At 71.2% G+C, this 26760-nt stretch carries 25 protein-coding genes; 6 read left to right on the top strand and 19 right to left on the bottom strand.

Annotated features, from left to right (window positions below):
• Window positions 1–125 precede the first annotated feature (125 nt).
• The 6 genes from cobT to ACIBJG_RS27395 form a co-directional block, all read right to left on the bottom strand.
• Window positions 126–3587: a nicotinate-nucleotide--dimethylbenzimidazole phosphoribosyltransferase gene (gene cobT / locus ACIBJG_RS27420; protein ID WP_399311322.1), complete on the bottom strand. Its 3462-nt coding sequence runs from the start codon at window positions 3585–3587 to the stop codon at window positions 126–128.
• Between the two features lie 333 nt (window positions 3588–3920).
• Complete coding sequence (gene cbiE / locus ACIBJG_RS27415; protein WP_399311320.1) at window positions 3921–5159, bottom strand: precorrin-6y C5,15-methyltransferase (decarboxylating) subunit CbiE; 1239 nt, start codon at window positions 5157–5159, stop codon at window positions 3921–3923.
• A gap of 116 nt (window positions 5160–5275) precedes the next feature.
• A complete protein-coding gene (locus ACIBJG_RS27410) occupies window positions 5276–5953 on the bottom strand; it encodes a GNAT family N-acetyltransferase (protein WP_399311318.1) in 678 nt (225 codons plus the stop codon).
• A gap of 101 nt (window positions 5954–6054) precedes the next feature.
• Window positions 6055–6921, bottom strand: coding sequence for a MetQ/NlpA family ABC transporter substrate-binding protein (locus ACIBJG_RS27405; protein WP_399311316.1), 867 nt, complete (start codon window positions 6919–6921; stop codon window positions 6055–6057).
• Between the two features lie 70 nt (window positions 6922–6991).
• The gene (locus ACIBJG_RS27400; protein ID WP_399311315.1) at window positions 6992–7660 is read right to left on the bottom strand and encodes a methionine ABC transporter permease; all 669 of its coding nucleotides are present in this window, start codon (window positions 7658–7660) and stop codon (window positions 6992–6994) included.
• Window positions 7657–8709: a methionine ABC transporter ATP-binding protein gene (locus ACIBJG_RS27395; RefSeq protein ID WP_399311313.1), complete on the bottom strand. Its 1053-nt coding sequence runs from the start codon at window positions 8707–8709 to the stop codon at window positions 7657–7659. The genes ACIBJG_RS27400 and ACIBJG_RS27395 overlap by 4 nt, the downstream gene beginning before the upstream one ends.
• A gap of 621 nt (window positions 8710–9330) precedes the next feature.
• Here ACIBJG_RS27395 and ACIBJG_RS27390 point away from each other — a divergent pair.
• Together ACIBJG_RS27390 and ACIBJG_RS27385 are read left to right on the top strand one after the other, a co-directional pair.
• Complete coding sequence (locus ACIBJG_RS27390) at window positions 9331–9690, top strand: hypothetical protein (protein WP_399311311.1); 360 nt, start codon at window positions 9331–9333, stop codon at window positions 9688–9690.
• Window positions 9691–9692: 2 nt separating this feature from the next.
• Entirely contained in the window at window positions 9693–10130 is a 438-nt protein-coding gene (locus ACIBJG_RS27385; protein WP_399311309.1) for a hypothetical protein, read from the top strand.
• Here the strand turns inward: ACIBJG_RS27385 and ACIBJG_RS27380 are convergent.
• From ACIBJG_RS27380 to ACIBJG_RS27370, 3 genes are all read right to left on the bottom strand, one after another.
• On the bottom strand, window positions 10127–10630 hold the full coding sequence (locus tag ACIBJG_RS27380; protein ID WP_399311490.1) for a GNAT family N-acetyltransferase: 504 nt from the start codon (window positions 10628–10630) through the stop codon (window positions 10127–10129). The genes ACIBJG_RS27385 and ACIBJG_RS27380 overlap by 4 nt on opposite strands.
• A gap of 37 nt (window positions 10631–10667) precedes the next feature.
• Window positions 10668–11234, bottom strand: a complete 567-nt coding sequence (locus ACIBJG_RS27375; protein ID WP_399311308.1) for a sigma-70 family RNA polymerase sigma factor — start codon at window positions 11232–11234, stop codon at window positions 10668–10670.
• A 90-nt stretch (window positions 11235–11324) separates the two neighbouring features.
• Complete coding sequence (locus ACIBJG_RS27370) at window positions 11325–12488, bottom strand: glycerophosphodiester phosphodiesterase (RefSeq protein ID WP_399311306.1); 1164 nt, start codon at window positions 12486–12488, stop codon at window positions 11325–11327.
• Between the two features lie 235 nt (window positions 12489–12723).
• Between ACIBJG_RS27370 and ACIBJG_RS27365 the strand changes: the two genes are divergently transcribed.
• The gene (locus tag ACIBJG_RS27365; protein ID WP_399311304.1) at window positions 12724–13395 is read left to right on the top strand and encodes a lysophospholipid acyltransferase family protein; all 672 of its coding nucleotides are present in this window, start codon (window positions 12724–12726) and stop codon (window positions 13393–13395) included.
• A 145-nt stretch (window positions 13396–13540) separates the two neighbouring features.
• Here the strand turns inward: ACIBJG_RS27365 and ACIBJG_RS27360 are convergent, their stop codons facing one another.
• Together ACIBJG_RS27360 and ACIBJG_RS27355 are read right to left on the bottom strand one after the other, a co-directional pair.
• Window positions 13541–15085, bottom strand: a complete 1545-nt coding sequence (locus tag ACIBJG_RS27360; protein ID WP_399311302.1) for an MFS transporter — start codon at window positions 15083–15085, stop codon at window positions 13541–13543.
• Window positions 15082–15633 (bottom strand): TetR/AcrR family transcriptional regulator, encoded by a 552-nt coding sequence (locus ACIBJG_RS27355; RefSeq protein ID WP_399311300.1) that lies wholly within the window; start codon window positions 15631–15633, stop codon window positions 15082–15084. Before ACIBJG_RS27355 ends, ACIBJG_RS27360 begins: the two co-directional genes overlap by 4 nt.
• A gap of 85 nt (window positions 15634–15718) precedes the next feature.
• On the opposite strand from ACIBJG_RS27355, the gene ACIBJG_RS27350 reads away from it, so the two are divergent.
• Complete coding sequence (locus ACIBJG_RS27350; RefSeq protein ID WP_399311298.1) at window positions 15719–16243, top strand: hypothetical protein; 525 nt, start codon at window positions 15719–15721, stop codon at window positions 16241–16243.
• A gap of 21 nt (window positions 16244–16264) precedes the next feature.
• Here the strand turns inward: ACIBJG_RS27350 and ACIBJG_RS27345 are convergent, their stop codons facing one another.
• From ACIBJG_RS27345 to argH, 3 genes are all read right to left on the bottom strand, one after another.
• The gene (locus ACIBJG_RS27345) at window positions 16265–17155 is read right to left on the bottom strand and encodes a sigma-70 family RNA polymerase sigma factor (protein WP_399311296.1); all 891 of its coding nucleotides are present in this window, start codon (window positions 17153–17155) and stop codon (window positions 16265–16267) included.
• 126 nt (window positions 17156–17281) lie between these two features.
• Window positions 17282–18253, bottom strand: a complete 972-nt coding sequence (locus ACIBJG_RS27340; RefSeq protein ID WP_399311294.1) for an aldo/keto reductase — start codon at window positions 18251–18253, stop codon at window positions 17282–17284.
• 63 nt (window positions 18254–18316) lie between these two features.
• Window positions 18317–19750 carry an argininosuccinate lyase gene (gene argH / locus ACIBJG_RS27335; protein ID WP_399311292.1) on the bottom strand — a complete coding sequence of 478 codons (1434 nt, stop codon included), beginning with the start codon at window positions 19748–19750 and terminating at the stop codon, window positions 18317–18319.
• 296 nt (window positions 19751–20046) lie between these two features.
• Between argH and ACIBJG_RS27330 the strand changes: the two genes are divergently transcribed.
• Entirely contained in the window at window positions 20047–20640 is a 594-nt protein-coding gene (locus tag ACIBJG_RS27330; RefSeq protein ID WP_399311290.1) for a pyridoxamine 5'-phosphate oxidase family protein, read from the top strand.
• A 286-nt stretch (window positions 20641–20926) separates the two neighbouring features.
• Here the strand turns inward: ACIBJG_RS27330 and ACIBJG_RS27325 are convergent, their stop codons facing one another.
• From ACIBJG_RS27325 to argC, 5 genes are read right to left on the bottom strand one after another with little or no spacing between them, the layout of a single operon-like run.
• Complete coding sequence (locus ACIBJG_RS27325; RefSeq protein ID WP_385287303.1) at window positions 20927–21463, bottom strand: arginine repressor; 537 nt, start codon at window positions 21461–21463, stop codon at window positions 20927–20929.
• Between the two features lie 10 nt (window positions 21464–21473).
• A complete protein-coding gene (locus ACIBJG_RS27320; RefSeq protein WP_399311288.1) occupies window positions 21474–22685 on the bottom strand; it encodes an acetylornithine transaminase in 1212 nt (403 codons plus the stop codon).
• On the bottom strand, window positions 22682–23584 hold the full coding sequence (gene argB / locus ACIBJG_RS27315) for an acetylglutamate kinase (protein WP_399311286.1): 903 nt from the start codon (window positions 23582–23584) through the stop codon (window positions 22682–22684). Before argB ends, ACIBJG_RS27320 begins: the two co-directional genes overlap by 4 nt.
• Complete coding sequence (argJ, locus tag ACIBJG_RS27310) at window positions 23581–24735, bottom strand: bifunctional glutamate N-acetyltransferase/amino-acid acetyltransferase ArgJ (protein WP_399311285.1); 1155 nt, start codon at window positions 24733–24735, stop codon at window positions 23581–23583. The genes argB and argJ overlap by 4 nt, the downstream gene beginning before the upstream one ends.
• Window positions 24732–25760: an N-acetyl-gamma-glutamyl-phosphate reductase gene (argC, locus tag ACIBJG_RS27305; RefSeq protein ID WP_399311283.1), complete on the bottom strand. Its 1029-nt coding sequence runs from the start codon at window positions 25758–25760 to the stop codon at window positions 24732–24734. Before argC ends, argJ begins: the two co-directional genes overlap by 4 nt.
• Before the next feature lie 257 nt (window positions 25761–26017).
• Between argC and ACIBJG_RS27300 the strand changes: the two genes are divergently transcribed.
• Window positions 26018–26677, top strand: a complete 660-nt coding sequence (locus ACIBJG_RS27300) for a TMEM175 family protein (RefSeq protein WP_399311281.1) — start codon at window positions 26018–26020, stop codon at window positions 26675–26677.
• Window positions 26678–26760: the final 83 nt, after the last annotated feature.

Here is a 26760-nt window from a genome sequence, read left to right as displayed (position 1 = left end):
CGCTGCGGCGGTGGAGCGGCTGTGACGTGCGGGTTCACGATACGGGGTGGGGGCAGAATCAAGCCCCTCCGGCGATTGAGGAGCGGGGGTCCGAGGGCAGCGCCCCCGAAACCCCCGCGGCTGCGCTACTTCTCCGTCACGCCCGCCGAGTCGAACGTCGCCACCTCGTGCATCGCGCGGGCCGCGCTCTGCACGATCGGCAGCGCCAGCAGTGCGCCCGTGCCCTCGCCGAGGCGGAGGTCGAGGTCGACCAGGGGGCGCAGGCCCAGCTTGTTGAGCGCGGCGACATGGCCGGGCTCGGCACTGCGGTGGCCCGCGATGCAGGCGGCCAGGGCCTCCGGCGCGATGGCGCGTGCGACCAGGGCCGCGGCGCCCGCGCTCACGCCGTCGAGGATGACCGGCGTGCGGAGCGAGGCCCCGCCGAGCAGGAACCCGGCCATCGCGGCGTGCTCCAGCCCGCCCACGGCCGCCAGTACGCCGATCGGGTCGGCCGGGTCCGGCCGGTGCAGGTCGAGGGCACGGCGCACCACGTCGACCTTGCGGGCGTGCATCTCGTCGTTGATGCCGGTACCGCGACCGGTCACCTCGGCCGGGTCCATCCCCGTGTACACACAGATCAGGGCGGCGGACGCCGTGGTGTTGGCGATGCCCATCTCACCGGTGAGCAGACCCTTGTTGCCGGCCGCGACCAGGTCGCGGGCGGTCTCGATGCCGACCTCGATCGCGGCGAGGACCTCTTCGCGGGTGAGCGCGGGGCCGGTGGTGAAGTCCGCCGTTCCGGCACGCACCTTGCGGGGCAGCAGGCCGGGCTGCGCGGGCAGCTCCGAGGCCACGCCGACGTCGACGACACACACTTCGGCGCCGACCTGGTTCGCGAAGGCGTTGCAGACCGCGCCGCCGCCGAGGAAGTTGGCGACCATCTGGCCGGTGACCTCCTGCGGCCAGGCCGTGACGCCCTGGGCGTGCACCCCGTGGTCGCCCGCGAAGATCGCGACGGCCGCGGGCTCCGGGATCGGCGGCGGGCACATCCGGGAGAGCCCGGAGAGCTGCGCGGAGATGATCTCCAGCATGCCGAGCGCACCGGCCGGCTTGGTCATCCGCTTCTGGCGCTCCCACGCCTCGCCGAGCGCCTTGGCGTCCAGCGGCCGGATGGTGGAGATGGTCTCCTGGAGCAGGTCGTGCGGCTCCTCGCCGGGCAGGGCACGGCGTCCGTACGTCTCCTCGTGGACGACCCAGGACAGCGGGCGTCGCTTGGACCAGCCCGCCTGCATCAGCTCGGGCTCCTCCGGGAACTCGTCGACGTAACCGACACAGAGGTACGCGACGACTTCGAGGTGCTCGGGCAGGCCCAGGGCGCGGACCATCTCGCGCTCGTCGAAGAAGCTGACCCAGCCGACGCCGAGGCCTTCGGCCCGGGCGGCGAGCCACAGGTTCTCGACGGCGAGGGCCGAGGAGTACGGGGCCATCTGCGGCTGGGTGTGCCGGCCGAGGGTGTGGCGGCCGCCGCGCGTGGGGTCCGCCGTGACGACGATGTTGACGGGCGTGTCGACGATCGCCTCGATCTTCAGTTCCTTGAACTGCTTCGCCCGCGCCTTGGGAAGCGACTTCGCGTACGCCTCACGCTGGCGCTGCGCCAGTTCGTGCATGGAGCGGCGGGTCTCGGCGGAACGGATGACGACGAAGTCCCAGGGCTGCGAGTGCCCGACGCTGGGCGCCGTGTGAGCGGCCTCCAGGACCCGCAGGAGCACCTCGTGCGGGATGGGGTCGCCACGGAAGCCGTTGCGGATGTCGCGGCGCTCGCGCATGACGCGCAGGACGGCCTCGCGCTCGGCGTCGTCGTAGCCGGGGGCGGGCGGCGAGGCGACGGGCACCTCTTCGGCCTCGGAGGCCCGGGCGTCGGCGTCGGCGCCCTGCGGTGCTTCGGGCTCGTCGGCCGTTGCGGGAGCGGCGGCGGTCTCGGCGGCCTCCGCGAGCTCGGTGACCGGGGCCTGCGGCGCGGGCTCGGTGGCCTCGGGTCGTACGGGCTCCGGGTGGCTCTCCGTGACGTCCGGGGTCTCGATGACCTCGGGGCCAGTCTCCGCCTCGGGCGCGACGACGGGCTCGGGCAGGACGACGGGCTGCGCCGCAACGACGGGCTGCGCCGCCACGGGCTCGATGGCCGCCTCGACCACGGTCGCGGTCTCGGTCTCCGCAGCGGGCTCCACCGGCTCCTCGGCCACCGGCGTGGGTGCCAGGTGCGGCGTGGTCGGAAGCGAGCCCGCGACCCGTACGAACCGGCCCAGGGAGGCTCCGTCGGGAACCGGCTCCACCGGCGGCTGTAGGGCAGTAGCGGCCTCGGCCAGGACTTCTTCGGCCTGCGCGTCCGCGACGGGGCCCGACTCGGCAGGCACGACCGGGGCGAGCGGCACCTCGGCGGCCGTCTGCTCCACGAGCACAGCCTCGACAGGTGCGGCTTCGGCGGCCGTCTGCTCAGCGGGTGCGGCCTCGACCGGCGCCGCGTGCACGGGTGCGGTCTCGGCCTGCACCTCGGCCTGAGAGGCCTCCTCGGCGGCTTCCTGGGCGGCCTCGACCGGGATCTCGACCGCCAGGGGTACGGAAACCGGCCCCTCGGCCACGGCGACCACGGGCTCGACGACCACGGGCTCGACGGTCACCGGCTCGGCGGCCTGCACGACCGGTGCGGGCTCCTCCGTCTGCGCCTCGGCCACGGGCTCCTCCGCGACCGGCTCTTCAACGACCGCCTCCGGGACGACCGTTTCTGCTGCCGACGGCTCCGGCGCCTCCGCGGCGGCCGGAGCGGCCACGGGCGCCTCGACCGGTTCGGCGGTCCTCGGCGGCGCCTGGGCCGCCCACTGGTTCCCCTGCGGCGGGATCTCGCCGAGCTGCGGGCCCGGAAGGGCTGCCACCTCGTCGGCCGGCAGCTCGAAGTGCTCGGGTTCCGCGGTGGCCGGGCCGGCGTGCCGTGCGGGCGCCTGGACGGCTGCCTGCATCGGGGGCAGGTCCTGCGGCTGGGGCGCTCCCGCCGGGCCCCGGTCGGCCAGTGAACGGACCACGCCGCCACCTGACGTACCACCGTATGCGGGGCCGGATTCGGCGGAGGCCGGACCGCGGTGCAGCGGGCGGCGCACGGGTGCCTGGGCCACGGGGACCTGGGCCTGTGCCGGTGCGGGGACGGGCGACGGGATGCGCACGCCGCTGAGGTCGACATGGCCGGAGTCGCGGCCGCCGGACTCGTGGGTCCCCTGCCCCGTCTCCTGCGGCGCTGCGGCGGCCTGCTGCATCGCGTACGCCGGGACCTGGACCTGCTCCTGGAACTGGACAGGGCCCTGCGCGCCAACGTCACCCTGCGGCTGTGGAGCGTGGCCGGGCCGGTACCCGCCGTTCTGCTCGGGCAGCGGTGCCTGGCCTGCCTGGGGTTCGCTCCAGGCGCCCTGGGGGCTGGGCATCAGAAGGAGGTCGTCGTCCTCGGACACGCGCTCGGAGGGGTCGAGGTAGGTGTAGGCGCCCGGGGCGGGGATGCCCGGCTGCTCCACCATGCCTGCGTTCTCCGGCAGTCCCTCGCCCGGGATCTGGCCGGTGTCACTCATGCGTACCCCTCGCCCATCGTCAGTGCTCCTTCGGCCCTTCGCCCGGGACGCCCCGACACGGCACGCCGGTACTCGTCCCATGGAACGAGCGGGCTCGCCGCGCGGCACGAGTCGGTCGCGGACATACTGCATTCTCGCGGCCGATCGCCGCCGCGGCAGGTCATTTCGCCACGGCTCGCTGTGGACTGCGCCACGTTGCGCGTCCCCCGGTTCTGCCGTACCACAACCGGGACCAAAACAGTCCCCTTTTCCGGACATTGACGAACGAAGCGACGAACGTCCGGGCGCGGTGCAACGATCGGCCAGCCTACCTCGCACCGTACGCCGACCGGGTCAGGGGGCAAGGTCCGAACGCAGTGCGGACAGCAGAAAGACGACCGTGCGTTCGCGCTCCGACCATGCAGCCGTGTCGAGTTCGACGGACTGGAGGAGGGAGCAGGCGACGGTGTAGCCGTTCCCGGTGAGGGCCGCGCCCAGCGCCTCGGCCTCGTCGCGGGTCGAGGCGTGCGTGACGATCCGTTCGGGCCTGCGGTCGGCCACGGCGATGACGACGGGGGCGCCGCCGCCGCCGATCCGTACGACATCGGGCTCGGGCAGCCGTTCCAGCACATGCGGGGCCCGGCCTTCGACGACCTGGAGCTGGACCCCGAAGGTCCGGGCGGCCGCGGCCGTGCGGGCACAGGCGTCGGGATCGCTGTCGACGGCCAGGACGGCCGCGCCGAAGCGGGCCGCCTCCACGGCCAGGGCGCCGCTGCCGGAGCCGATGTCCCAGAGCAGGTCTCCGGTCCGGGGCCCGAGGTGCGCGAGTTGCGCGGCGCGGAGCCCTGGGGCCTCTCCCTCGCCGCTGCCGCCGCCGGCGTCCGGTCCGGCGCCCCGGTAGGCGTCGGCGGGCAGCGCCCAGCCGCGTACGCCCTGGGGGTAGGCGGGGTGGCGGCCGGCGATCCAGGCTCCTTCGGCCCGCTGTTCGGGACCTCCGCCGATGACGATGACGACGTTGGGGTCGCGCCAGACGTGGTCGGCGGCTGCGTCGGAGGTGACGACGGAGACCTGTTCGCGGTCGGTGCCGAGTTCCTCGCAGATGACGAAGGTGCGGTGGACGCCTTCGAGCAGCAGGGCGAGTTCGGCGGGGCCCGCGCCGGGCGAGGTGAGGACGGCGACCTTGTGGTGGGCGCGGCAGACGTTCACGGCGCGGCGCAGGGTGCGGGGGTGGGCGACGACCGTCTGGGCGTCCTCCCACGGCATGCCGGCGCGGGCGAAGGCGGTGGCGACGGAGGAGACGGCGGGCACGACTTCGACTTCGAGGCCGTGCTCGGGGGCGCGCAGGGTGCGTACGACACCGAAGAATCCGGGGTCGCCGTCGGCGAGGACCACGGCGCTGCCGCGATGGCCTGCGATGCGGCGGGCCGCGAGGTCGACGGAGCCGAGCCGGATCCGCTCCGCGCCGTGCGGGACCTCGGGCAGGGCGAGGTGGTGGGCGGCTCCGGCGACGAGGGTTGCGGCCGAGAGAGCGGCCGTGGCCGCTCTGGTCAGTGGCGAGCCGTCCCAGCCGATCACTGTGACCCGGTCGGCCATCTGTCGTCAGTCTCCTGGAGTTGTTGCAGGTGGGGCTGGTTGCCCGGGGTCGGGCAGGGTGAGGCTACCTGGTCCGGACCAGTGTGCCGTCGGTGCCCCGGGGTAGTCGGACCCTCTTAGTTCCAGTCGTTGTAGGTGCCGTAGCCACCCGCGTCCGCGAGCTCTTCGGCCACCCCTTCGAGGTCCTCGGGAAGCAGGCCCCAGACGATCAGATCGGTCCTGATGTCGGTCCATCCTCCGTCCTCGGTCTGTGAGCGGGCTATGCGGGCGTTGCGCAGGACTCCCTCGCTGATGCAGCCGAGCTTCTGCGCGACCTGCTGGGAGGCGGTGTTGTCGGCGGCGGTACGCAGTTCGATGCGCTCGAAGGCCTGGTCACGGAAGAGCCACTGGGCCAGCGCCAGGACCGACTCAGTGGCGTAGCCCTCGCCGCGCGCCCACGGGGCGGTGATGTAGGCGGCCTCGGTGGCGCGGGTGCGCCAGTCGGTGTTGCGCAGCCGCACCGAGCCGACGAGGCGCTGGGTGAGGAACTCGGTGACGGCGAGCACGATGCCGTCGCCCTTGGTCCGCTGTGTGGGAGCGATCCTGCGGACCCAGCGTTCGGCGTCGACCTGGGTGTAGGGGTGGGGCGACTCGGTCCAGGCGACGACGAGTTCGTCGTTCATCATCTCGATGTACGCGGGGACGTCCGCCATGTCGAACGGGCGCAGCACCAACCGGTCCGTGCTGATGGAGATGTCCGGAAAGGTGGAAGTCATGCGCAGCTCCATGCCGAAGACCGTGTAAAGGCACAGCATGCAGCATCGGGCGGACCTTGTGCATGGCCGGGTCGGCACGGCGGAGCCCCGCACACCCGGGCGGGGTGTGCGGGGCTCCGCGGGCAAGTGCCGTGCCGGGGTCAGGACTTGGCTTCGGTCCCGAAGGCCGGGACGACCGAGCCCTGGTAGGTGTCCTCGATGAACTTCTTGACCTCGTCGGAGTGCAGGAGCTTCACGAGCTTCTCGACGCGGGGGTCCTTCTCATTGCCCTTCTTCACGGCGATGATGTTGGCGTAGGGGTTGCCGTCGGCCTTCTCCAGCGCCAGGGCGTCGTCGGCGGGCTTGAGCTCGGCCTCGATGGCGTAGTTGCCGTTGATGACGGCGGCGTCCACGTCGTTCAGGGCGCGGGGGACGGTTGCGGCCTCCAGCTCCTTGAACTCCAGGCCCTTCTTGTCGGTGATGTCGCTCAGCTTGGCGCTGGTGCCGACTCCGGCCTTGAGGGTGATCAGGCCGTTCTCGGCGAGGAGCTGGAGCGCGCGGCCCTCGTTGGTGGTGTCGTTGGGCACGGCGATGGTCTGGCCGGACTTGATGTCAGCCAGGGCCTTGACCTTCTTGGAGTAGAGGCCGAGAGGCTCCAGGTGCACGGTGCCGACGGAGACCAGGTGGGTGTTGTTCTTCTTGTTGAAGTCGTCCAGGTAGGGCTGGTGCTGGAAGAAGTTGGCGTCGACCTGGCCGGTCTCGGTGGCGGTGTTCGGCAGGACGTAGTCCGTGAACTCCTTGACCTCCAGCTTGAGGCCCGCCTTGGCCGCCAGGTTCTTCTTGACGAAGCCCAGGATGTCGGCGTGCGGCGTCGGGGACGCGGCGACGACGAGGGCCTTGGAGGTGTCGGCCTTGGCGCCGGACTCGCTCTTGGACGCCGGGTCGGAGTCCGTACCGCAGGCGGTGAGGCCGAAGGCGAGGGCGGCGGTGGCGGCGGCAGCAGCGGTGATCTTGATGTTCCTACGCACGAAGAGTGCCTCTTTCAGGTGGTGATGGTGGTGCGCCCGGACAAGGAGTGCGGGCTCGGAGAAAGAAAGTTCAGGAGGTGCGGCCTCGGCGGGCCAGCAGGCGTACGGCTCCGTCGCCGATCAGCTGGATCACGCTCACGATGACAACCAGCAGCACGACGGTGATGAGCATGAACTGGTTGTCGAAGCGCTGGAATCCGTAAGTGACGGCCTTGGATCCGAGCCCTTCGCCGCCGACCGCACCGGCCATCGCGGAGTAGCCGATGAGCACGATGACGGTGGTGGTGACGCCGGAGACGAGGGACGGCAGCGCCTGCGGCAGCAGGACCTTGCGGACGATCGTCGGGATGGAACCGCCCATGGACTGGACGGCTTCGACGAGCCCGTGGTCGACCTCGCGCACGGCCGTCTCGACGAGCCGCGCGAAGAACGGGATGGCGCCGACGGCCAGCGGCACGATCATCGCGGTCGGGCCGATGAAGGTGCCGACGACCCAGGTGGTGAAGGGGATCAGGGCGATCAGCAGGATGATGAACGGCAGCGAACGGCCGACGTTCACGATCACGCCGATGACCTTGTTCACCGGGGTGTTCTGCAGCAGTCCCCCCTTGTCGGTGAGGACGAGCAGGACGCCGAGCGGCAGTCCGACCAGGACGGTGACGACCGCGGACCACAGAACCATGTAGAGGGTGTCGACGGTGCCCTGCGTGAGCAGCGGCTGCATTTCGGACCAGGTCACTTCGCCACCTCCTTGGTGAGCGGTGCGGGGATGACGACGGGTTCGGCGTCGTCGACTACTTCGGCCTGCAGTCCCTGCTCGCGCAGGAAGCCGATCGGGACGACGTTCTCCTCGAACCGGCCGGGCAGCTCGATGCGCATCCGGCCGATCTGCTTGCCGCCGACGGTGTCCATCGCGGCACCCAGGATCGAGATGTCGATGTTGTACGTACGGGAGAGCTGCGAGATCACCGGCCGGCCGGCGGCGTCGCCGTGGAAGGTGACGTCGACGACCGTGCGGTCGGGGCCGGAGGCGGTGCCGCCGACCGGGAACAGCTCGTGGGCGAGTTCGGAGCCGGGGGTGGCGAGCAGCTCGCCGACGGTTCCCGACTCGACGATGCGGCCCTTCTGCATCAGCGCGGCGGAGTCGCAGATCGTCTTGACGACGTCCATCTCGTGCGTGATGAGCAGGACGGTGAGGCCGAGCTGCTGGTTGAGGTCGCGCAGCAGCTGGAGGATGGAGCGGGTGGTCTCGGGGTCCAGGGCCGAGGTCGCCTCGTCGGAGAGCAGCACCTTGGGGTCGCCGGCGAGTGCGCGGGCGATGCCGACGCGCTGCTTCTGGCCGCCGGACAGCTGGCCGGGGTAGGCCTTGGCCTTGTCGGCGAGGCCGACCAGGTCGAGGAGTTCGAGCGCCTTGCGGGAGCGTTCGCGGCCGGTGACGCCGAGGATCTCCAGCGGGAGTTCCACGTTGCCCTGGACGGTGCGGGAGGCCAGCAGGTTGAAGTGCTGGAAGACCATGCCGATGCGACTGCGTGCCTCGCGCAGTTCCTTGCCGGCGCGGCGGCCGCGGCCCGCGAGAGCGGTGAGGTCCTGGCCGGCCACGGTCACGGTGCCGGAGGTGGGGCGCTCCAGCAGGTTGACGCAGCGGATGAGGGAGGACTTGCCGGCGCCGCTCTGCCCGATGACGCCGTACACCTCGCCCTCGCGGACGTGCAGGTCGACGCCGTCCAGGGCGGTGACCTCACGGTCGCGCGACTGGTAGACCTTCGTGAGGCCCGTAGTGGTGATCACAGGGTTTCCGTCACTGTCGAGTGCGCGGCGCGGTGTCCGCCGGGCACGGGGCATTCGTCCGGTGCGACTGTCCGGACGTTTCGATCGGACGTTCCGAGCGGGGTTCCGGCACGGCCGGGCACGGCGGTGGCCGCGGGGCAGCGTGCTGGGGGCGCGTTCCGCTGGGTGCGGACGGCTCGGGCTCGGGCTCGCTTCGGGGCGCGAGGCTCAGGCGTGGGCCCTCAGAAGGCGCGCATTCGACACATACAACGAGCACCGGGCGTCGTGATCGCCTCGGTCGCAAGGATGCGGCTGCTCGTCGTGGTCATGTGCCAAGTAAAACAGACGTCAGGTTTCCGTCGAACCGACTGTCCGAATAGCGGACGGCCGTGGATGGTGTGTCGGCCGGGGCCGAACGGCCGGGGAGATCTCCGGCCATATGGCTGTGACCTGCGCCGATGCAAGGGGTTCACCCTCCGCGGCCGTACCCTTCACCGGCCGGGAGCACATAGGCGTGTGGCCAAGACCACGGTCGCCCGCCCGTCCGCGCGGCCCGGTCACGGGCACTCGTTCCCGCCGGCGGCGACGGGCGGGCGTGGGGGCGCACGCAACGGTCCTCGCCGCCCGTAATACCCTCGGCTCATGCTTGACGCCCTGACGATCGCGGTCGGCGTGGCCGCCCTCGCCCTCGCCGCCTGGTGCGGATTCGCCGCCTACCGGGACCAGCCGACCAAGGACTGGCACTTCATCGGAATGGCCGTGGTCTCGACTCTGGCGCTGGCCCAGCTGGTGGTGGGGATCGTGCAGCTGGCCCGCGGCGAACGGCCGGAACAGGGCATGACCATTTTCATCGCGTATCTGATCGGGGCCTTCCTCGCCGTACCGGCGGCGGGCTTCCTGTCGCTGAGCGAGCGGACCCGGTGGGGTTCGGTGACGGTGGCGGCGGGCGCGGTCGTACTGGCCGTTCTCGAAGTACGGCTCTACGACATCTGGGGAAACTGACCGTGACCGACACCGATCGCACCCCCGCAGCGGCCGCCGGCGAGAAACAGCCCTTCGATCTGGGCACCGGGCCTGGACGGGTACTGGTCTGGTTCTACGGCGTGTTCACCGTGGCGGCGGCTTCCCGTGCGATCGTCCAGATGATCCTGGACTTCGGGAAGGCCCCCCTGTCCTACGTGCTGTCGGCCGCCGCGGCGGCCGTCTACGGCTTCATCACCTACTCGCTGGTGCGCGGCGGCGAGAAGGCGCGCCGGACGGCACTGGTGTGCTGCGCCGCCGAGCTCGTCGGCGTACTGATCGTGGGTACGTGGACGCTGGTCGAGCCGTCCGCGTTCTCCGACGCCACGGTCTGGTCGTACTTCGGCCGGGACTACCTGTTCATCCCGGTGATCCTTCCGGTCACCGGGATGATGTGGCTGCGCCGCGCGCGTCCGTCCTAGGCGCTCGTCACGTAGGCGGGCGCCGAGGCCTCCTTCTCCAGGAGGATCATCCGGACCCCGTCCTGACCGGTGGCGTTGCCGACGAGGGCGTAGCCCGCACGCCGGTAGAGCCGCAGATTTCCTTCGCTCCGGTGTCCGGTGTGCAGCCGGAAGCGGGTGGCCGACCGCTGGTCGGCGAGTCCGGCCTCCGCCGCGCCCAGCAGGCGGGCGCCGAGGCCGTGTCCCTGCAGCCGGGGGTGGACACAGAGTTTCCCGATCTGCCCTGTTCCGTCCTGGTCCGCCGACCCGCGTACCGAACCGACGACTTCCTCGCCGAGCCGCGCCACGAACACCAGGTTCGTGGCGATCTCCGCGCGTACCGAGTCGAGGGTCTGGACAAGCGGGTCGATCCGGTAGTTCCCGTACAGTTCCGCCTCGCTCTGAAAACAGAGGTACTGGAGTTTCAAGATCTGTTCGGCGTCCTGCGCCTTCGCCGCCGAGATGATCACGCTCATGCCCATCTGCGCATGCCTCTCGCTCACCTGATCCGCCGGTTGTCTACCGCTCCTTTCCCCGCAGTTCAGGAGCTACAACCTCCGCCGCCAGCATTCTGCGCAGACATCCAAGGCATCGGGAACGGATCGGACCCAAACTGCCCTGTGACATACCCAACTCCCCTGCGATCTCTCGGTAGGTGGGATCGCCCGGGGCGAGCAGCGCGCGCAGTAAGCGGGTGCAGCGGCCGGGGAGCCGGTCCACCGCGGCGCGCAGCAACCGGCGTTGGTCCGCGCCGAGGGCTGCTCGTTCCGGGCAGCCGGTGAGGTCGGCGGCCCTCTCGTCACGGTAGGGGCGCTCGCGCCGGGCGGTGCGGCGGGCCCGGCGGGCCTCCGCTCTGACGGTGTCCCGCACCCACCGGGCGGGGTCCGCGGGCAAGCCCTGGTCCGCCAGCCGTTCCAGCAGCCGCAGCCAGACGGTCTGTTCGAGATCGGCGGGGTCGACGGCCGCGCCGGTGGCGGATGCGGCGGCCTCCGCCCTCGCCTCGGCTCCGACCAGTGGGTAAAGCGAGCGGACGACGGCCGCGGCGCCCGGGGCGGGCACGGCCCGGGGAAGATCGATGGGAGTCACGCCCCCACCCGACCCGGTATACCGGCCGCCGGTCGCCGAACCTGCCGGGACCACCCGACCGGGGCACGCCCCGGCCGGGTGCTGACGCCGCTACTTGCCGGCGAAGTCCGCCGCCGCGAGCAGCGCAGTGTCCGGGTTGTCGGAGAAGATCCCGTCGATTCCCGTGGCGAAGTACGCCGCGAAGGCACCGAAGGCGTCTCCGTACGCGTTGGGGTCCGTGCCCCGGCGGAAGTCGGCGGGCAGGAAGGTGTTCTCGTTGCGCATCGTGTACGGGTGCAGGATCAGGCCCTGCGCGTGCGCGTCCCGCACCAGGGTGGTGGGCGTGGTGAGCCGGCCCGCACCGTCCTTGGGGATGACCAGGTCCAGGGTGGGGCCGATGCCCTGCGCGAAGGACGCCATCCACTTCAGGCCGGCGGGCTTCACCAGGTCGTCGGTGGTGCGGGGGTCGCCGGACACCACGAAGTCCCAGGGCTTGGAACCGGCGCCGGAGAGCAGCACGACGCGCGGGGCGGCGACGAGCTTCGCCAGCCGCTGCATGCTGCCGGGTTCGAAGGACTGGAGGATCAGCGGGGACTGCGCGCGGTGCCGGTTGTAGCGGCGCAGCAGCTTGGCGAGCGGCTCCTCCAGGCCGAGGCCCAGGCCGCGGAAGTAGGTGGGGTGCTTGGTCTCGACGTACAGCCAGACGGGCTTTCCGCGGCGTCGGCCCTCACGGTCGGCCCAGCGCAGGACCTCCTCGAAGGTGGGGATCTCCCAGCGGCCGTCGTACAGCGTGTTCTTCTGGCGGTTGCCGGGGATGCGCTCCTTGGCCCGCAGCGTCTTCAGCTCGGCCAGCGTGAAGTCCTCGGTGAACCAGCCGGTCAGGGCGGCGCCGTCGACCGTCTTCGTCGTCCGGCGGCTCGCGAACTCGGGGTGGGCGGAGACGTCGGTGGTGGCGGTGATGTCGTTCTCGTGGCGGCACACGAGATGGCCGTCCCTGGTCGGGACCAGGTCCTGCTCGATGAGGTGCGCGCCCATGTCGAGGGCCAGCTGGTAGGAGCCCAGCGTGTGCTCGGGGCGGTAGCCGCTGGTGCCGCGGTGGCCGATGACGGTCGGCACCGGCAGGTCGAGGCGGTGGCCGTGTCCGGCGGACGCGCCCGCGGGCTTTCCGGCCGCCTGCGCCGTACCGGTGGCGCCGAGGGCGGCGGAGCCGAGTACCGCGGCCCCCACGCCCATGACGGTCCGTCGTCCGGGACTGGCCTGCGCACGCTCTGTCATGAATGCTCCTCGCATGTGATGTCCGGCACCTGTCCGGGCGAGGACCGAGCGTAGGCAGCGGTGCGGTCCGGACGGCGCCATCCGGACGAACATGGCGCAAACACACGTCAACACTGCGTATCCACTGAGTGAACCCGATGTGCGATCAGCGAGTACCCGCGAGTATCGTCCTCACCTGCATGGACCCTCACAATCCGTCGCCTCGGCCGGCCCGGCCACTACACCGGAGGAACCGTTGTCCCGACTCGCACTCATCAAGGCAGTGCTCGGACCGATCCTGCGTCTGATGTTCCGTCCGCGGATTGAAGGCATCGAGAACATTCCGGGGTCCGGGCCGGTGATCCTGGCGGGCAACCACCTGACCTTCATCGACTCGATGATCATGCCGATCTGCTGCGACCGGCCGGTGTTCTTCATCGGCAAGGACGAGTACGTCACGGGCAAGGGCATCAAGGGCCGGCTGATGGCCTGGTTCTTCACCGGCTGCGGCATGATCCCGGTGGACCGGGACGGCGGCCGCGGCGGTGTCGCGGCACTGATGACGGGCCGCCGGGTGCTGGAGGAGGGCCGGGCCTTCGCGATCTACCCGGAGGGCACCCGCTCCCCCGACGGCCGCCTCTACCGGGGCCGCACGGGCATCGCGCGTCTGACGCTGATGACGGGTGCACCGGTGGTGCCGTTCGCGATGATCGGTACGGACAAGCTGCAGCCGGGCGGCGCCGGCCTGCCGCGGCCGGGCAAGGTCACGGTCCGCTTCGGTGAGGCGATGGAGTTCTCGCGCTACGAGGGCATGGACCGTGACCGCTATGTGCTGCGGGCGGTGACGGACTCGGTGATGGCCGAGGTGATGCGGCTGTCCGGTCAGGAGTACGTCGACATGTACGCGACAAAGGCCAAGGCCGCCTGAGCCGGAGCGCGACGGCACGGCACGGAACATACGGAAGGGCCCGTACCCCGGTTGGCGGTACGGGCCCTTCCGTATGTTCGTTCCCCCGCGAACGGCCTGGTCCGGATATTCGCTCCGCCCTCGAACGGCCTGCTCGGCACAGCCCTTAGTCGTGCACGATGCCTTCCTCCAGCTCCTGGCCGCGCAGCAGGAACCAGGCGGCGACCGCCGTCGCCATCAGGACGACGGCGCCGATGGCCGAAGCAGCCCCCAAGCCGTCGACGAAAGCTTCCTGGGCGGCGGAGACCAAGATCGTCGCCTGCTGCTCGGGCAGCACCGCGGAGGCCTCGACCGCGCCGCCCAGTGACTCATGGGCGGCCGCCGCGACGTCGGGCGGGGTTCCGGGCGGCGCGTTGAATCCCTGGTAGACCCCGGTGACGATGGAGCCGAGCAGGGCGATGCCAAGGGCTGCGCCGAGCTCGTACGCCGTTTCGGAGACCGCGGAGGCGGAGCCGGCGTGCTCCTTCGGGACGCTGGAGAGGATCACGTCGGAGGTGACCGTGAACGCGAAGCCCGCGCCCACCCCGACGACCAGCAGGAGCGCACCGATCAGCGGATAGGCGGTGTCCTTGTGGACGGCGGAGACCGCGGCCAGTGACAGGCCGATCCCGGCGAGGCCTCCGGTCACCACGACGCGTACGGAGAAGCGGCGGGCGGTGGTCCCGGCCAGCAGACCCGCCGTGACCGCGCCGACCGCCGCGGGAAGTTCGGCGAGCCCGGCCTCCAGCGGTCCGCGCCCCTGGACCAGTTGCAGGAACTGGGAGAGGAAGAAGACCAGGCCGGAGAGGCCGAGGATGGTCAGCAGGTCGGCGAGCACCGCGCCGGAGAATCCCCGGTGGTGGAAGAGCCGCATGTCGAGCAGCGGGGCCGGGAGCCGGAACTGCCGGCGTACGAACCAGACGAGCGCCGCCAGACCGCCGAGGCCCGAGAGCGCGACCTCCCAGCTCCCGCCGTGCGCGGCGAGTTCCTTGATGGCGTAGACGACCCCGATCATGCCGACCAGGGAGAGCACCACGCTCACCAGGTCCCACGGTCCGGGCGCCGGGTTCTTCGACTCGGGGATCATCTTGATCCCGACCACGACGAGGACCGCCATGACGGGCACGTTGATCAGGAAGACCGAGCCCCACCAGAAGTGCTCCAGGAGGAATCCGCCGACGACGGGCCCGACCGCCGCACCGGCCGAGGCCATCGCTCCCCAGATGCCGATGGCGAGACTCCGCTCGCGGGCGTCATGGAAGAGGTTGCGGATCAGGGCGAGGGTGGACGGCATCAGAGTGGCGCCCGCCACGCCCAGCAGGGCTCGCGCCAGGATCATCATCTCGGGCGTGTGCGCGTATGCGTTGAGCACCGAGACCGCGCCGAAGGCGGTGGCACCGCACAGCAGCAGCTTCTTGCGGCCGATGCGGTCACCGAGGCTGCCCATCGAGACCAGGAGCCCTGCGATGACGAAGGAGTAGACGTCGCCGATCCAGAGCAGCTGGGTGCCGGTCGGTTCGAGGTCCTCGCTGAGGAACGGGGTCGCGAGGCCCAGCACGGTGGCGTCGATGGCCACCAGCAGCACGGCGAGCACGAGCACGGCCAGCGCGATCCACCGCCCGGGGCGGTACAGGTCGGGCGAGGGCTCCGGTCGCAGTTCCATGCTGCTCATGGCTCCACGCTCCGGCGTGCGCCGCCGAGCAGCAACTCGACGATCATGTACGCGAAGTCCTGTCCGGCCACCCGGCCCGTCTGAACGGCCCACGCGGCGCTGCCGATGAGCCCGTAGAGCGCCTCGGTCAGCCAGGCCGGAGTCAGGTCGATGCGGATCTCGCCGCGCTCCTGGCCCCGCCGGAAGAACGCGGCGACCCGGGCGTCGAGCCGGTCCCAGCCGTCGTTCTGCTCGTCGCCCTCGAAGAGTTGGTTCTCGGTCACGAGGAAGGAGAGCAGTCCGGCACTCGGCTCGATCGCGGCGACGAACCGGCGCAGCGCCTCCTGAGACGTGCCCTCGTCCAGCTTCGCGGCGTCGAGGGCTGCACCGAACTCCTGGATCCCCAGCCCCTCCAACGCCCTGACCAGCGCGTCCCGCCCGGCGAAGTGCCGGTGCAGGGTGGCGCGGCCGATACCGGCGGCTTTGGCGACCTCGTCCATGGTGGCCGTCGACTTGCGGGTCAGCAGGGCAGCGGCGCTGCGCAGGACCTGCTCACGATCAAGAGTCATGAGACGACACTAACCCATTTGAGACGCTCATGTCTCACCGAAAATGGGGTCGCGCCGTCCGCCGGGGCCGGAGGACCATGTCCGCATGAAGCCGCTGCTGCTGATCGACATCGACGGTCCGCTCAATCCGTACGCAGCGCTCTCCCGCCGCCGCGTGCCGGAGGGATACACCAGGCACCGCATGCGCCCGACAGGGTGGACCAGCGGACCGGCGCTGCCCGTTCTGCTCAACCCGGCGCACGGCGGGGAGCTGCTCGCGCTCGCCGGCCGCTACGAGCTGATCTGGGCGACCACCTGGAAGGACGAGGCGAACGAGTGGATCGGGCCGCGTCTGGGGCTGCCCGCCCTGCCGTACATCGACTGGCCGGAGATGCACGGCGCCGCACCGGACGGGACGTACTGGAAGACGCGGTACGTCGTGGAGTACGCGGCCGGTCGGCCATACGCGTGGGTCGACGACGAGATCACCGACCGGGACCTGGCCTGGGTCGCGGAGCACGGGGCGGGCGGCGAGAGCCTGCTGCTGCCGATAGATCCGCGGGTCGGCCTGGACCGGGCCGACTTCGACGCGCTGGCGGCGTGGGCGGACGGCCGGGGAACGGCCGGCTGACCGTTCCCCGGCCCGCCCCGCTCAGTCGCCGAGGAGGAGCAGGTCGAGCCCGGGCAACTGCGCGGGATCGTTGATCACGAACAGCTCGACGACCTTTCCGCGCTCGATCGTGAACCGCATGACCGAGAACCGCTGCCCGTCGACCTCCGAGACGACGGCCGGTGCGCCGTCGAGCAGTGCGAACCGCGCCGACCGGCCGAACGGGGCGAACATGATGGCCTGCCGGGCCACGTGCGCGGCCCCACGCACGAGCGAGGGGGCTCCGGCCGCACCTTCGGACCGGGCCACGACATCCGGGTCGAGCACGGCGACGAGCGCGTCGAAGTCGCCGCCGCGGGCGGCGGCGAGGAAGGCGTCGACGACCTCCCGCCGGCGGGCCGCGTCGGGATCGGGCACCGGGTCGGCGCCCTGCACCCGGCGGCGGGCCCGGCTGGCGAGCTGCCGGGCGGCGGCCGGGGTGCGGTCCACGATCCGGGCGATCTCGTCGAAGGGCACCGCGAACATGTCGTGGAGCACGAAGGCCAGCCGCTCGGCCGGGTCCAGGGTTTCGAGCACGACGAGCAGCGCGAGGCCCACCGAGTCGGCCATCAGCGCCTGCTGCTCAGGGTCGGCGCCGGGCTGCGGGCCCAGGGTCCGGCCGGGTACGTCGGCCTCCGGCGCGCCGGTCTCCAGGGGTTCCTCGCGGCGGGAGCGGCGCGAGCGCAGGATGTCCAGGCAGACCCGGCCGACCACGGTGGTCAGCCAGCCGCCCAGGTTGTCGATCGCCGTGCTGTCTGAGCGGCCGAGGCGGATCCACGCCTCCTGGACCGCGTCCTCCGCCTCACTGTCGGAGCCGAGCATCCTGTACGCCACGGCCTTGAGGCGTTCCCGGTTCTCCTCGAAGCGTGCCGCCAGGAAATCGTGTCCGTCCACAGCCGTCCTCCCACGTCGTGTGCCGTCACCGCACTGACGTACCGGATCCGTCCGATGTGACAGGAGTGGATCCGTCCAATGCGACGGGAGTGGATCCGTCCGAGGTGACAGGCGCGCGGGAAGGGTTCAGCTCCACGGGAGGGACGCGCGGTGACGCCAGTACGCCTCCGGCTCCTCCACCAGCGCGTCCAGCCCCGCCCTGCGCTCCTCGTCGAGGTCGAGGACGGCCGCGTGGAGGTTGCCGGCGAGCTGTTCCACGGTCGCCGCGCCGGAGAGCACGACACCGGCCCACGGCTGGTGCAGCACGAGCGCCAGGGCGACCGCGTCGCTGCCCAGCCCTTCCTCGGCGGCGATCTCCCGCATCACGGCGGGGGCCTCCGTACCTGCGAGCCTGCCGTTGGCCATGGCTTCCTTGACGATGACGGTGAGCCCGGCGGCATGGGCCTCGGCCAGCGCCGGTCCGGCCGAGGTCTCCAGGGCGTTGTAGGTGGCCTGGACCGTACGGAAGAGGGGTTCGCCGTCCACCGTGACGGTGAGGGCGGCCCGGATCGCGTCGGCCTGGGCCGGTCCACTGGTGGAGAGGCCGACGCTGACGCCTTCGGCGGCGAGCGCGGCGAGCCGGGTGTGCAGTTCCTTGTCGGTGAGCGCCGGGCTGTCGGGGGTCACCGAGTGGATCTGGTAGAGGTCGAGCCGGTCACCGAGCAGGGCAGCGGTCTCGGCGCGCTGACGGTCGAACGTCGCGAGGGTGTGGTCCTTGACCTCGTGCGCCTCGGCGTCGACGCTCCAGTCGGCGGTGTAGGTGTAGCCCCACTTGCTCCCGACGACGACGTCGCGGACGTCGGGCCGGGCGGCCAGCCAGTCACCGAGGAACTCCTCGGAGCGGCCGTAGGAGCGGGCGGCGTCGAAGTACCGGACGCCCTGCGCGTAGGCCGCGTCGAGCAGTTCGTGCGTACGGGCGCGCAGCGCCTCGACGCTGCGCTCGTCCGGCAGGTCGCGGTCGCGGTGCAGATTGATGTAGCCGGGCCTGCCGACCGCTGCCAGGCCGAGCCCGATGTGGGCGGTCGGGGTGGTCGCTGTGGTCAGTCGGGCGAACGGCATCGCGGGCTCCTCGTCGTCGGCAGGAATCGACTACCCCCAACGTAGCCCGCGATGCCCTTGGGACTACTTGCGGGCCGCCGCCCAGGCGTGCTGCGTCGCCAGGTCCGCCTTGACCTCGGTCAGCTGGACCGCGACCGCCGAGGGGGCCGTGCCGCCGCGACCGTCGCGGGAGGCGAGCGCGCCGGCCACGTTGAGGACCGTGCGGACCTCGGGGGTGAGGTGCTCGGAGATCTTCGCGAACTGCTCGTCGGTGAGTTCGTCGAGCTCGATGCCGTGGCTCTCGCACTCCTTGACGCACTCGCCGGCGACCTCGTGGGCGACGCGGAACGGCACGCCCTTCTTGACCAGCCACTCGGCGATGTCGGTGGCGAGCGAGAACCCGGCCGGGGCCAGCTCCTCCATGCGCGCGCGGTTGACGGTGAGGGTGGCCATCATGCCGGTGAAGGCGGGGAGCAGGACCTCCAGCTGGTCGCAGGAGTCGAAGACCGGCTCCTTGTCCTCCTGGAGGTCACGGTTGTACGCGAGCGGCAGGGCCTTGAGCGTGGCCATGAGGCCGGTCAGGTTGCCGATGAGCCGTCCGGACTTGCCCCGGGCCAGTTCGGCGATGTCCGGGTTCTTCTTCTGCGGCATGATCGAGGAGCCGGTGGAGAAGGCGTCGTGGAGGGTGACGAAGGAGAACTCCTTCGTGTTCCAGATGATGATCTCCTCGGCGATCCGGGAGAGGTTGACGCCGATCATCGCGGTGATGAACGCGAACTCGGCGACGAAGTCCCGCGAGGCCGTGCCGTCGATGGAGTTGCCCACCGAGCCGCGCTCGAAGCCGAGATCGGCGGCGACCGCCTCCGGGTCGAGCCCGAGCGAGGAGCCGGCGAGCGCGCCGGAGCCGTACGGGGAGACGGCGGTCCGCTCGTCCCACTGCCGCAGCCGCTCGGCGTCCCGGGACAGGGACTGCACATGGGCCAGGACGTGGTGGGCGAAGAGCACCGGCTGGGCGTGCTGGAGGTGCGTACGGCCCGGCATGGCCACGTCCGGGTGGGCCTCGGCGAGGCCGACGAGGGCGTCCTGGAGCTCGGCGATCAGGCCGCCGATGATGCGGGCGTGGTCACGCAGGTACATCCGGAAGAGCGTGGCGATCTGGTCGTTGCGGGACCGGCCGGCCCGCAGCTTGCCGCCGAGGTCGGGGCCGAGCCGCTCCAGCAGCCCGCGCTCCAGGGCGGTGTGGACGTCCTCGTCGGCGATCGTGCCGATGAACGAGCCGTCCGCGACATCGGTTTCCAGCTGGTCGAGCCCCGCGGTCATCCGCTTCAGCTCGTCCTCGGTGAGCAGGCCCGCCTTGTTGAGGACGCGCGCGTGGGCGCGGGAGCCGGCGATGTCGTACGGCGCGAGCCGCCAGTCGAAGTGGACGGACGCGGACAGCCTGGCCAGCGCCTCGGCCGGACCGTCCGCGAAGCGGGCGCCCCACAGACGTACGTCGCCGTTGCCGTTGCCGTTGCTCACTGCGTGCTCCTAGGAAGAACCAGGGGGTTGGATGTGCGACCGCTTCCCCGTGCGAGTGCAGCACACTCGGTCACGGATGCCTGCTCACGGCGCGATCCACGGTGCAGCCACTGCCGCAATCACTAACAAGCATAACTATGCGGTCCTCTGTATGTTTTGTCAAAGCTGCGAAGGGGCGCACCGCACGCAGCCGTGGTGCCGCTGCCGGCCGGGCGCGGGCCGGCTCTGTCCGGAGCGGCCGTCCCAGCGGCTGAAATCCCCCGCCACCACGGGCGTCGGAGCGGATAATCCGCCTCATGGGAAAGACGTATGAACGCATGGACGGAAGGCTGCGCACCTTCATCGAGGCGCAGCCCATCTTCTTCACCGCCACCTCCCCGCTGGACGCCAAGGGCACGGTCAACCTCTCCCCCAAGGGCGTCAGCGGTTCGTTCGCCGTCCTCGACGAACAGACCGTGGCCTACCTCGACTTCGCCGGGAGCAACGCCGAGACGGTCGCCCATCTCCGCGAGAACGGGCGGATCACCCTGATGTGGTGCGCTTTCCAGGGGCCGCCGAACATCGTGCGGGTCCACGGCCGCGGTGAGCCGGTCTTCCGCGACGACCCCCGTTTCCCGGAACTGCTCGGACGGTTCGACGGGGTCGACCCCTCCCGGCACGGACTGCGGGCGATCATCGTGGTGACGGCCGAACTGATCCGGGACACCTGCGGATACGGCGTCCCCTTCATGTCGTACGACGAGGACCGTTCGCTGCACGGGCAGCGCTTCGCACGGGAGGACGACGCCTCTCTCAGCGCCTATTTCGAGAAGAAGGAACACATCGCCACCAGCATGGACGGGCTGCCGGGGCTGCCGCTCCCGCTGCCGGTCATGCCGCCCTCGCCGTGACGCCGCTGCCCCTGAGGGCTGTCCCGGCCGCCCAGGAACTGCGGGACAGCCCTCAACGGGTGAGGACGTGAGCGACTGGGCCGTACGGAGCAGGTCCGCAGGCGGCCCGGGGGCGGCCGGTCTACGGTCCGGCACGTCAACGGGCGTGGTGCGACCGCCGGCTGCGTCTCCGTGCCGGCGGCCGCGATGGACCGGCTCCTGGCCTGGGCCGATCCGGCCCGCCGTCCGCATATCGCGATCGGGACCCGCTCGGGTCCGACCGCGATCACTCGCTACTGACCGCTCGTCAACGGTCGTTCTGCGCGAGCCGCAGAAGGTGGTCGGCGAGCGCCTGCCCGCCCGCCGGGTCGCGGCTGATCAGCATGAGCGTGTCGTCTCCGGCGATGGTGCCGAGGATGTCGTGCAGCTCCGCCTGGTCGATCGCCGAGGCGAGGAACTGGGCGGCGCCCGGGGGCGTACGCAGGACGACGAGGTTGGCCGAGGCCTCCGCCGAGATCAGCAGTTCGGCGGAGAGGCGGCGCATCCGCTCCTCCTTGGCGGAGCCGCCCAGCGGTGCGTGCGGGGTACGGAATCCGCCCTCGCTCGGCACCGCGTAGATCAGCTCGCCGCCCGTGTTGCGGATCTTCACCGCACCCAGTTCGTCCAGATCCCGGGAGAGCGTCGCCTGGGTGACACTCAGCCCGTCGTCCGCGAGGAGCTTGGCCAGCTGACTCTGCGACCGCACGGGCTGCCGGTTCAGGATGTCCACGATCCGGCGGTGGCGTGCGGTGCGGGTCTGCGGCACGGACGGCCCGCCGTGCTCGGATTCCTGCGCCTCGGTCATCGTCGTCGCCTCATTCTCCGGTGTGTCCCTCTCCGGATCGTCCGTCCCCGTAAGCCGCGTCGAGAGCGCCGGGCAGTGCCTGGAGGAACGCGTCCACTTCCGCCTCACCGATGATCAGCGGCGGCATCAGCCGTACGACATCGGGGGCGGGTGCGTTCACCAGGAGTCCGGCGCCCTGAGCCGCCTGCTGCACCTGAGGTGCGAGGGGCTCGGTGAGCACGATACCCAGCAGCAGGCCGGAGCCGCGGACGTGGGAGACCAGGGGATGCCCCAGACCCTCCACACCGCTGCGGATCCGCTCGCCGAGCCGCTTCACGTTGTCCAGCGCACCGTCGGCGGCCAGGGTGTCCAGAACCGCGAGACCGGCGGCGCAGGCCACCGGGTTGCCGCCGAACGTCGTACCGTGCTGGCCGGGCGCGAGCAGGTCGGCCGCCTCGCCGAACGCCACCGTGGCACCGATCGGCAGCCCGCCGCCGAGCCCCTTGGCGAGGGTGACCAGATCGGGCTCCACGCCCTGGTGGGCCTGGTACTCGAACCATGTGCCGCACCGGCCGATCCCGGTCTGCACCTCGTCGAGGACGAGCAGGGTGCCGGTGGCCCGGGTGATCTCCCGGGCCGCCTCCAGATAGCCCTTGGGCGGCACGACCACACCGTTCTCGCCCTGGATCGGCTCGATGATCAGCAGCGCGGTGTCGGTGGTCACCGCGGCCCGCAGCGCCTTGACGTCCCCGTACGGGACGTGTGTGACGTCACCGGGCAGCGGGACGAAGGGCTCGCGCTTCTTGGGCTGGCCGGTGAGCGCGAGGGCCCCCATCGTGCGGCCGTGGAAGCCGCCGTCGGTGGCGACCATGTGGGTGCGGCCGGTCAGTCGGCCGATCTTGAACGCGGCTTCGTTGGCCTCTGCGCCCGAGTTACAGAAGTAGACCCTGCCGGTCCGGCCGAAGAGCTGGAGCAGCCGTTCGGCGAGGGCGACGGGCGGCTCGGCGATGAAGAGGTTGGAGACGTGACCGAGGGAGGCGATCTGGGTGGAGACCGCCTCGACGACCGCGGGGTGGGCGTGGCCCAGCGCGTTCACCGCGATACCGCCGACGAAGTCGAGGTACTCGGTGCCGTCGGCGTCCCACACGTGGGCGCCTTCGCCGCGCACGAGGGACAGCTTCGGGGTGCCGTAGTTGTCCATCAGAGCGGACTTCCAGCGCTGCGAGAGCTCGGCGTTGGTCATGCTTCCCCCTGTGCGTCGGGCACGACCATCGTGCCGATTCCCTCGTCGGTGAAGATCTCCAGCAGGATCGAGTGCTGGACCCGGCCGTCGATGACGCGGGCTGTCTCCACGCCGTTGCGCACGGCGTGCAGGCAGCCCTGCATCTTGGGCACCATGCCGCTGGAGAGTTCCGGCAGCAGCTTCTCCAGTTCGGTGGCGGTGAGGCGGCTGATCACGTCGTCGCTGTTGGGCCAGTCCTCGTAGAGGCCCTCGACGTCGGTGAGGACCATCAGCGTCTCGGCGTTCAGCGCGGCGGCGAGTGCGGCGGCCGCGGTGTCGGCGTTGACGTTGTAGACGTGGTTGTCCTCCGCCGAGCGGGCGATGGAGGAGATGACGGGGATGCGGCCGTCGTCGAGCAGCGCCTGGATGGCCCCGGTGTCGATCGCGGTGATCTCGCCGACCCGGCCGATGTCGACGGCCTCGCCGTCGATCACCGGGCGGTGCTGGATCGCGGTGATGGTGTGGGCGTCCTCGCCGGTCATGCCGACGGCGAGCGGCCCGTGCTGGTTGAGCAGTCCGACGAGCTCGCGCTGGACCTGTCCGGCGAGCACCATCCGTACGACGTCCATCGCCTCGGGCGTGGTGACGCGCAGCCCGGCCTTGAACTCGCTGACCAGGCCCTGCTTGTCGAGCTGGGCGCTGATCTGCGGGCCGCCGCCGTGCACGACGACGGGCTTGAGGCCGGCGTGCCGCAGGAAGACGACGTCCTGGGCGAAGGCCGCCTTCAGCTCCTCGTCGATCATCGCGTTGCCGCCGAACTTGATGACGACGGTCTTGCCGTTGTGCCGGGTCAGCCAGGGCAGTGCCTCGATGAGGATCTGCGCCTTCGGGAGTGCGGTGTGCTTCCGCGCGGCGCTCATGAGCTGTACGCGCTGTTCTCGTGGACGTAGTCCGCGGTGAGGTCGTTGGCCCAGATGACGGCTGACTCGGTGCCTGCGGCGAGGTCGGCGGTGATCTTGACCTCGCGGTAGCGCATGTCGACGAGATCGCGGTCCTCACCGACCCCGCCGTTCTTGCAGACCCAGACGCCGTTGATGGCGACGTTCAGATCGTCCGGCTCGAAGGCCGCCTTCGTGGTGCCGATGGCGGACAGCACCCGGCCCCAGTTGGGGTCCTCACCGTGGATGGCGCACTTGAGGAGGTTGTTACGGGCGATGGAGCGGCCCACCTCGACGGCGTCGTCCTCGGTCGCGGCGTTCACGACCTCGATCCGGATGTCCTTGGAGGCGCCCTCCGCGTCGCCGATCAGCTGCCGGGCGAGGTCGTCGCAGACGGCCCGTACGGCCTCGGCGAACTCCTTCTGTTCCGGAGTGATGCCACTCGCCCCGGAGGCCAGCAGGAGCACGGTGTCGTTGGTGGACATGCAGCCGTCGGAGTCCACCCGGTCGAACGTGGTCCGGGTGGCGTCGCGCAGCGCGGCGTCGAGTGCGGGGGTGGCGACGTCGGCGTCGGTGGTGAGGACGACGAGCATCGTGGCCAGGCCCGGGGCGAGCATGCCCGCGCCCTTGGCCATGCCGCCGACGGTCCAGCCCTCGCCGCCGGCGACGGCCGTCTTGTGGACGGTGTCGGTGGTCTTGATGGCGATGGCGGCCTTCTCGCCGCCGTGCTCGCTCAGGGCCGCCGCGGCCTTCTCGATGCCGGGCAGCAGCTTGTCCATGGGGAGCAGCAGACCGATGAGCCCGGTCGAGGCGACGGCGATCTCGCCGGCGCTGTGGCCTTCGAGGACCTCGGCCGCCTTCTCGGCGGTGGCGTGGGTGTCCTGGAAGCCCTGCGGGCCCGTACAGGCGTTGGCGCCGCCGGAGTTGAGGACGACGGCGGTGACCTCGCCTCCCTTGAGCACCTGCTCCGACCAGAGGACGGGGGCGGCCTTGACACGGTTGGAGGTGAAGACGCCCGCGGCGGCGCGACGGGGACCGTTGTTGACCACGAGGGCCAGGTCCGGCTTACCGCTGTCCTTGATCCCCGCGGCGATGCCCGCCGCGGAGAATCCCTGTGCTGCCGTGACGCTCACGGTGCCACTCCGATCGTGGAAAGTCCGGTGTCCTCGGGAAGTCCGAGGGCGATGTTCATGCTCTGCAGGGCACCGCCCGCGGTGCCCTTGGCAAGGTTGTCGATGGCGCTGATCACGATGATCCGGCCGGCCGCCTCGTCGTACGCGACCTGGATCTGCACGGCGTTGGAGCCGTATACGGCGGCGGTCGCGGGCCACTGCCCCTCGGGGAGCAGATCGACGAACGGCTCGTCGGCGTAGGCCTTCTCGTACGCGGCACGCAGCGACTCGGCGCTCACGCCGGGCTTCGCCTTCGCGCTGCACGTGGCGAGGATGCCGCGGGGCATCGGTGCGAGGGTCGGGGTGAAGGACACGGTGACCGGTTCGCCGGCGGCGGCGCTGAGGTTCTGGATCATCTCGGGCGTGTGCCGGTGGACACCGCCGACGCCGTACGGCGACATGTTGCCCATCACCTCGGAGCCGAGCAGATGCGGCTTGGCCGCCTTGCCGGCGCCGGAGGTCCCGGAGGCGGCGACGATCACGGCCTCGGGCTCGGCGAGCCGGCCCGCGTACGCCGGGAAGAGCGCGAGCGACACGGCCGTCGGGTAGCAGCCGGGCACCGCGATGCGCTTGCTCCCCACCAGCGCGGCCCGCCCGCCGGGCAGCTCGGGCAGGCCGTAGGGCCAGGTCCCGGCGTGCGGCGAGCCGTAGAACTTCTCCCAGTCCGCGGCGTCCTTGAGCCGGAAGTCGGCCCCCATGTCGACCACGAGCACCTCGTCACCGAGCTGCTCCGCGACGGCGGCGGACTGCCCGTGGGGCAGGGCGAGGAAGACCACGTCGTGCCCGGCGAGCACCTCGGCGGTGGTCGGCCGGAGCACCCGGCCGGCCAGCGGCCGCAGGTGCGGCTGCAGGGCTCCGAGCGGCTGTCCCGCGTTGGAGTTCGCCGTGAGGGCCCCGATCTCGACCTCGGGGTGGACCAGCAGAAGACGGAGGAGTTCCCCGCCGGCGTATCCGCTCGCCCCGGCCACCGCTGCACGTACCACCATCGAAATCCTCCTCGTCGATGGCATGACTATACGCATGACTGCACTTTTATGCAAAGAATGGCGATCATCCGGCGGAAGGTTGTGGGGACTCGGCGTTCCAGGCGGCCCTTCCGCGTCCTGCAACGGCCCCCTGTCGCTCCGCAGGCAGGACGGCACGCCCCCTCTCTCTGGGCCGTTCGGGCGAGGGGCCGGGAGGCGCGAGTGATCCGGAGGCGTGGCCCGCGGGGCGGGCGGGGGGGGCGGTCAGGGTTGGCGGCATGGCCAGGGTGAGCGGGGACGTGCCGACCGAGCCCGATGGGGCCGCCGAGGGGGCAAGGAGCCCGGAGCGGCTCGTGGCGTTGTCGGACGGGGTCTATGCGATCGCGATGACGCTGCTCGTGCTGGACATCACCATCCCGCCCGCGCTGGACCGGGCGGGCTTCGAGGCCGCCCTGGCCGGGGTGTGGCCGAGCCTGGGCGCGTACGCGCTCAGTTTTGCCGTGCTGGCCGGCTTCTGGCGCGACCAGCGGTCGATCCTGCACCAGGTCCGGCGGTGCGACACCCTGATGGTCCGGGTCACCCTGGCGGGACTGGATCTGGTGGCACTGCTGCCCTTCCCGACGTCGGTGCTCTCGGAATACGGGGGAAGCTACCCGGCAGCCGTAGCCGTGTACGCGGCGACCATCGCCGGGATCGGCCTGCTGCACCTTACGTTGTTCCTCCTCGCACGGTCCCGCCCGGGCGGGATGACGGTCCGGTCGAGTGACCGCACCGCCTGGGACGGGGTCATCGATCTGGCCTCCACCGTCCCGGTCGCCGCGGCGTCCGTGGTGGTGGCCTACACCGTGTCACCCCCGGCAGCCCTGTGGACCTGGCTCGCGGTGCTTCCCCTCAAGTACCTCCTCCGCCGGTTCACCTCGGCCCGCTACCGCACCTGACCTGCCGGTCCAGGCACCTCTCGGCGCACGCGGCGTGCCCCTCGGTACGCACGGGCGTCCGAGAAGGGGCGTTCTCCCTGTCC

The organism is Streptomyces sp. NPDC050422 (assembly GCF_044458665.1).
In the GTDB taxonomy this organism is placed as follows: Bacteria; Actinomycetota; Actinomycetes; order Streptomycetales; family Streptomycetaceae; genus Streptomyces.
The sequence above is the reverse complement of the archived record's forward strand: the minus strand, read 5'-3'. Positions and strand labels throughout refer to the sequence as shown.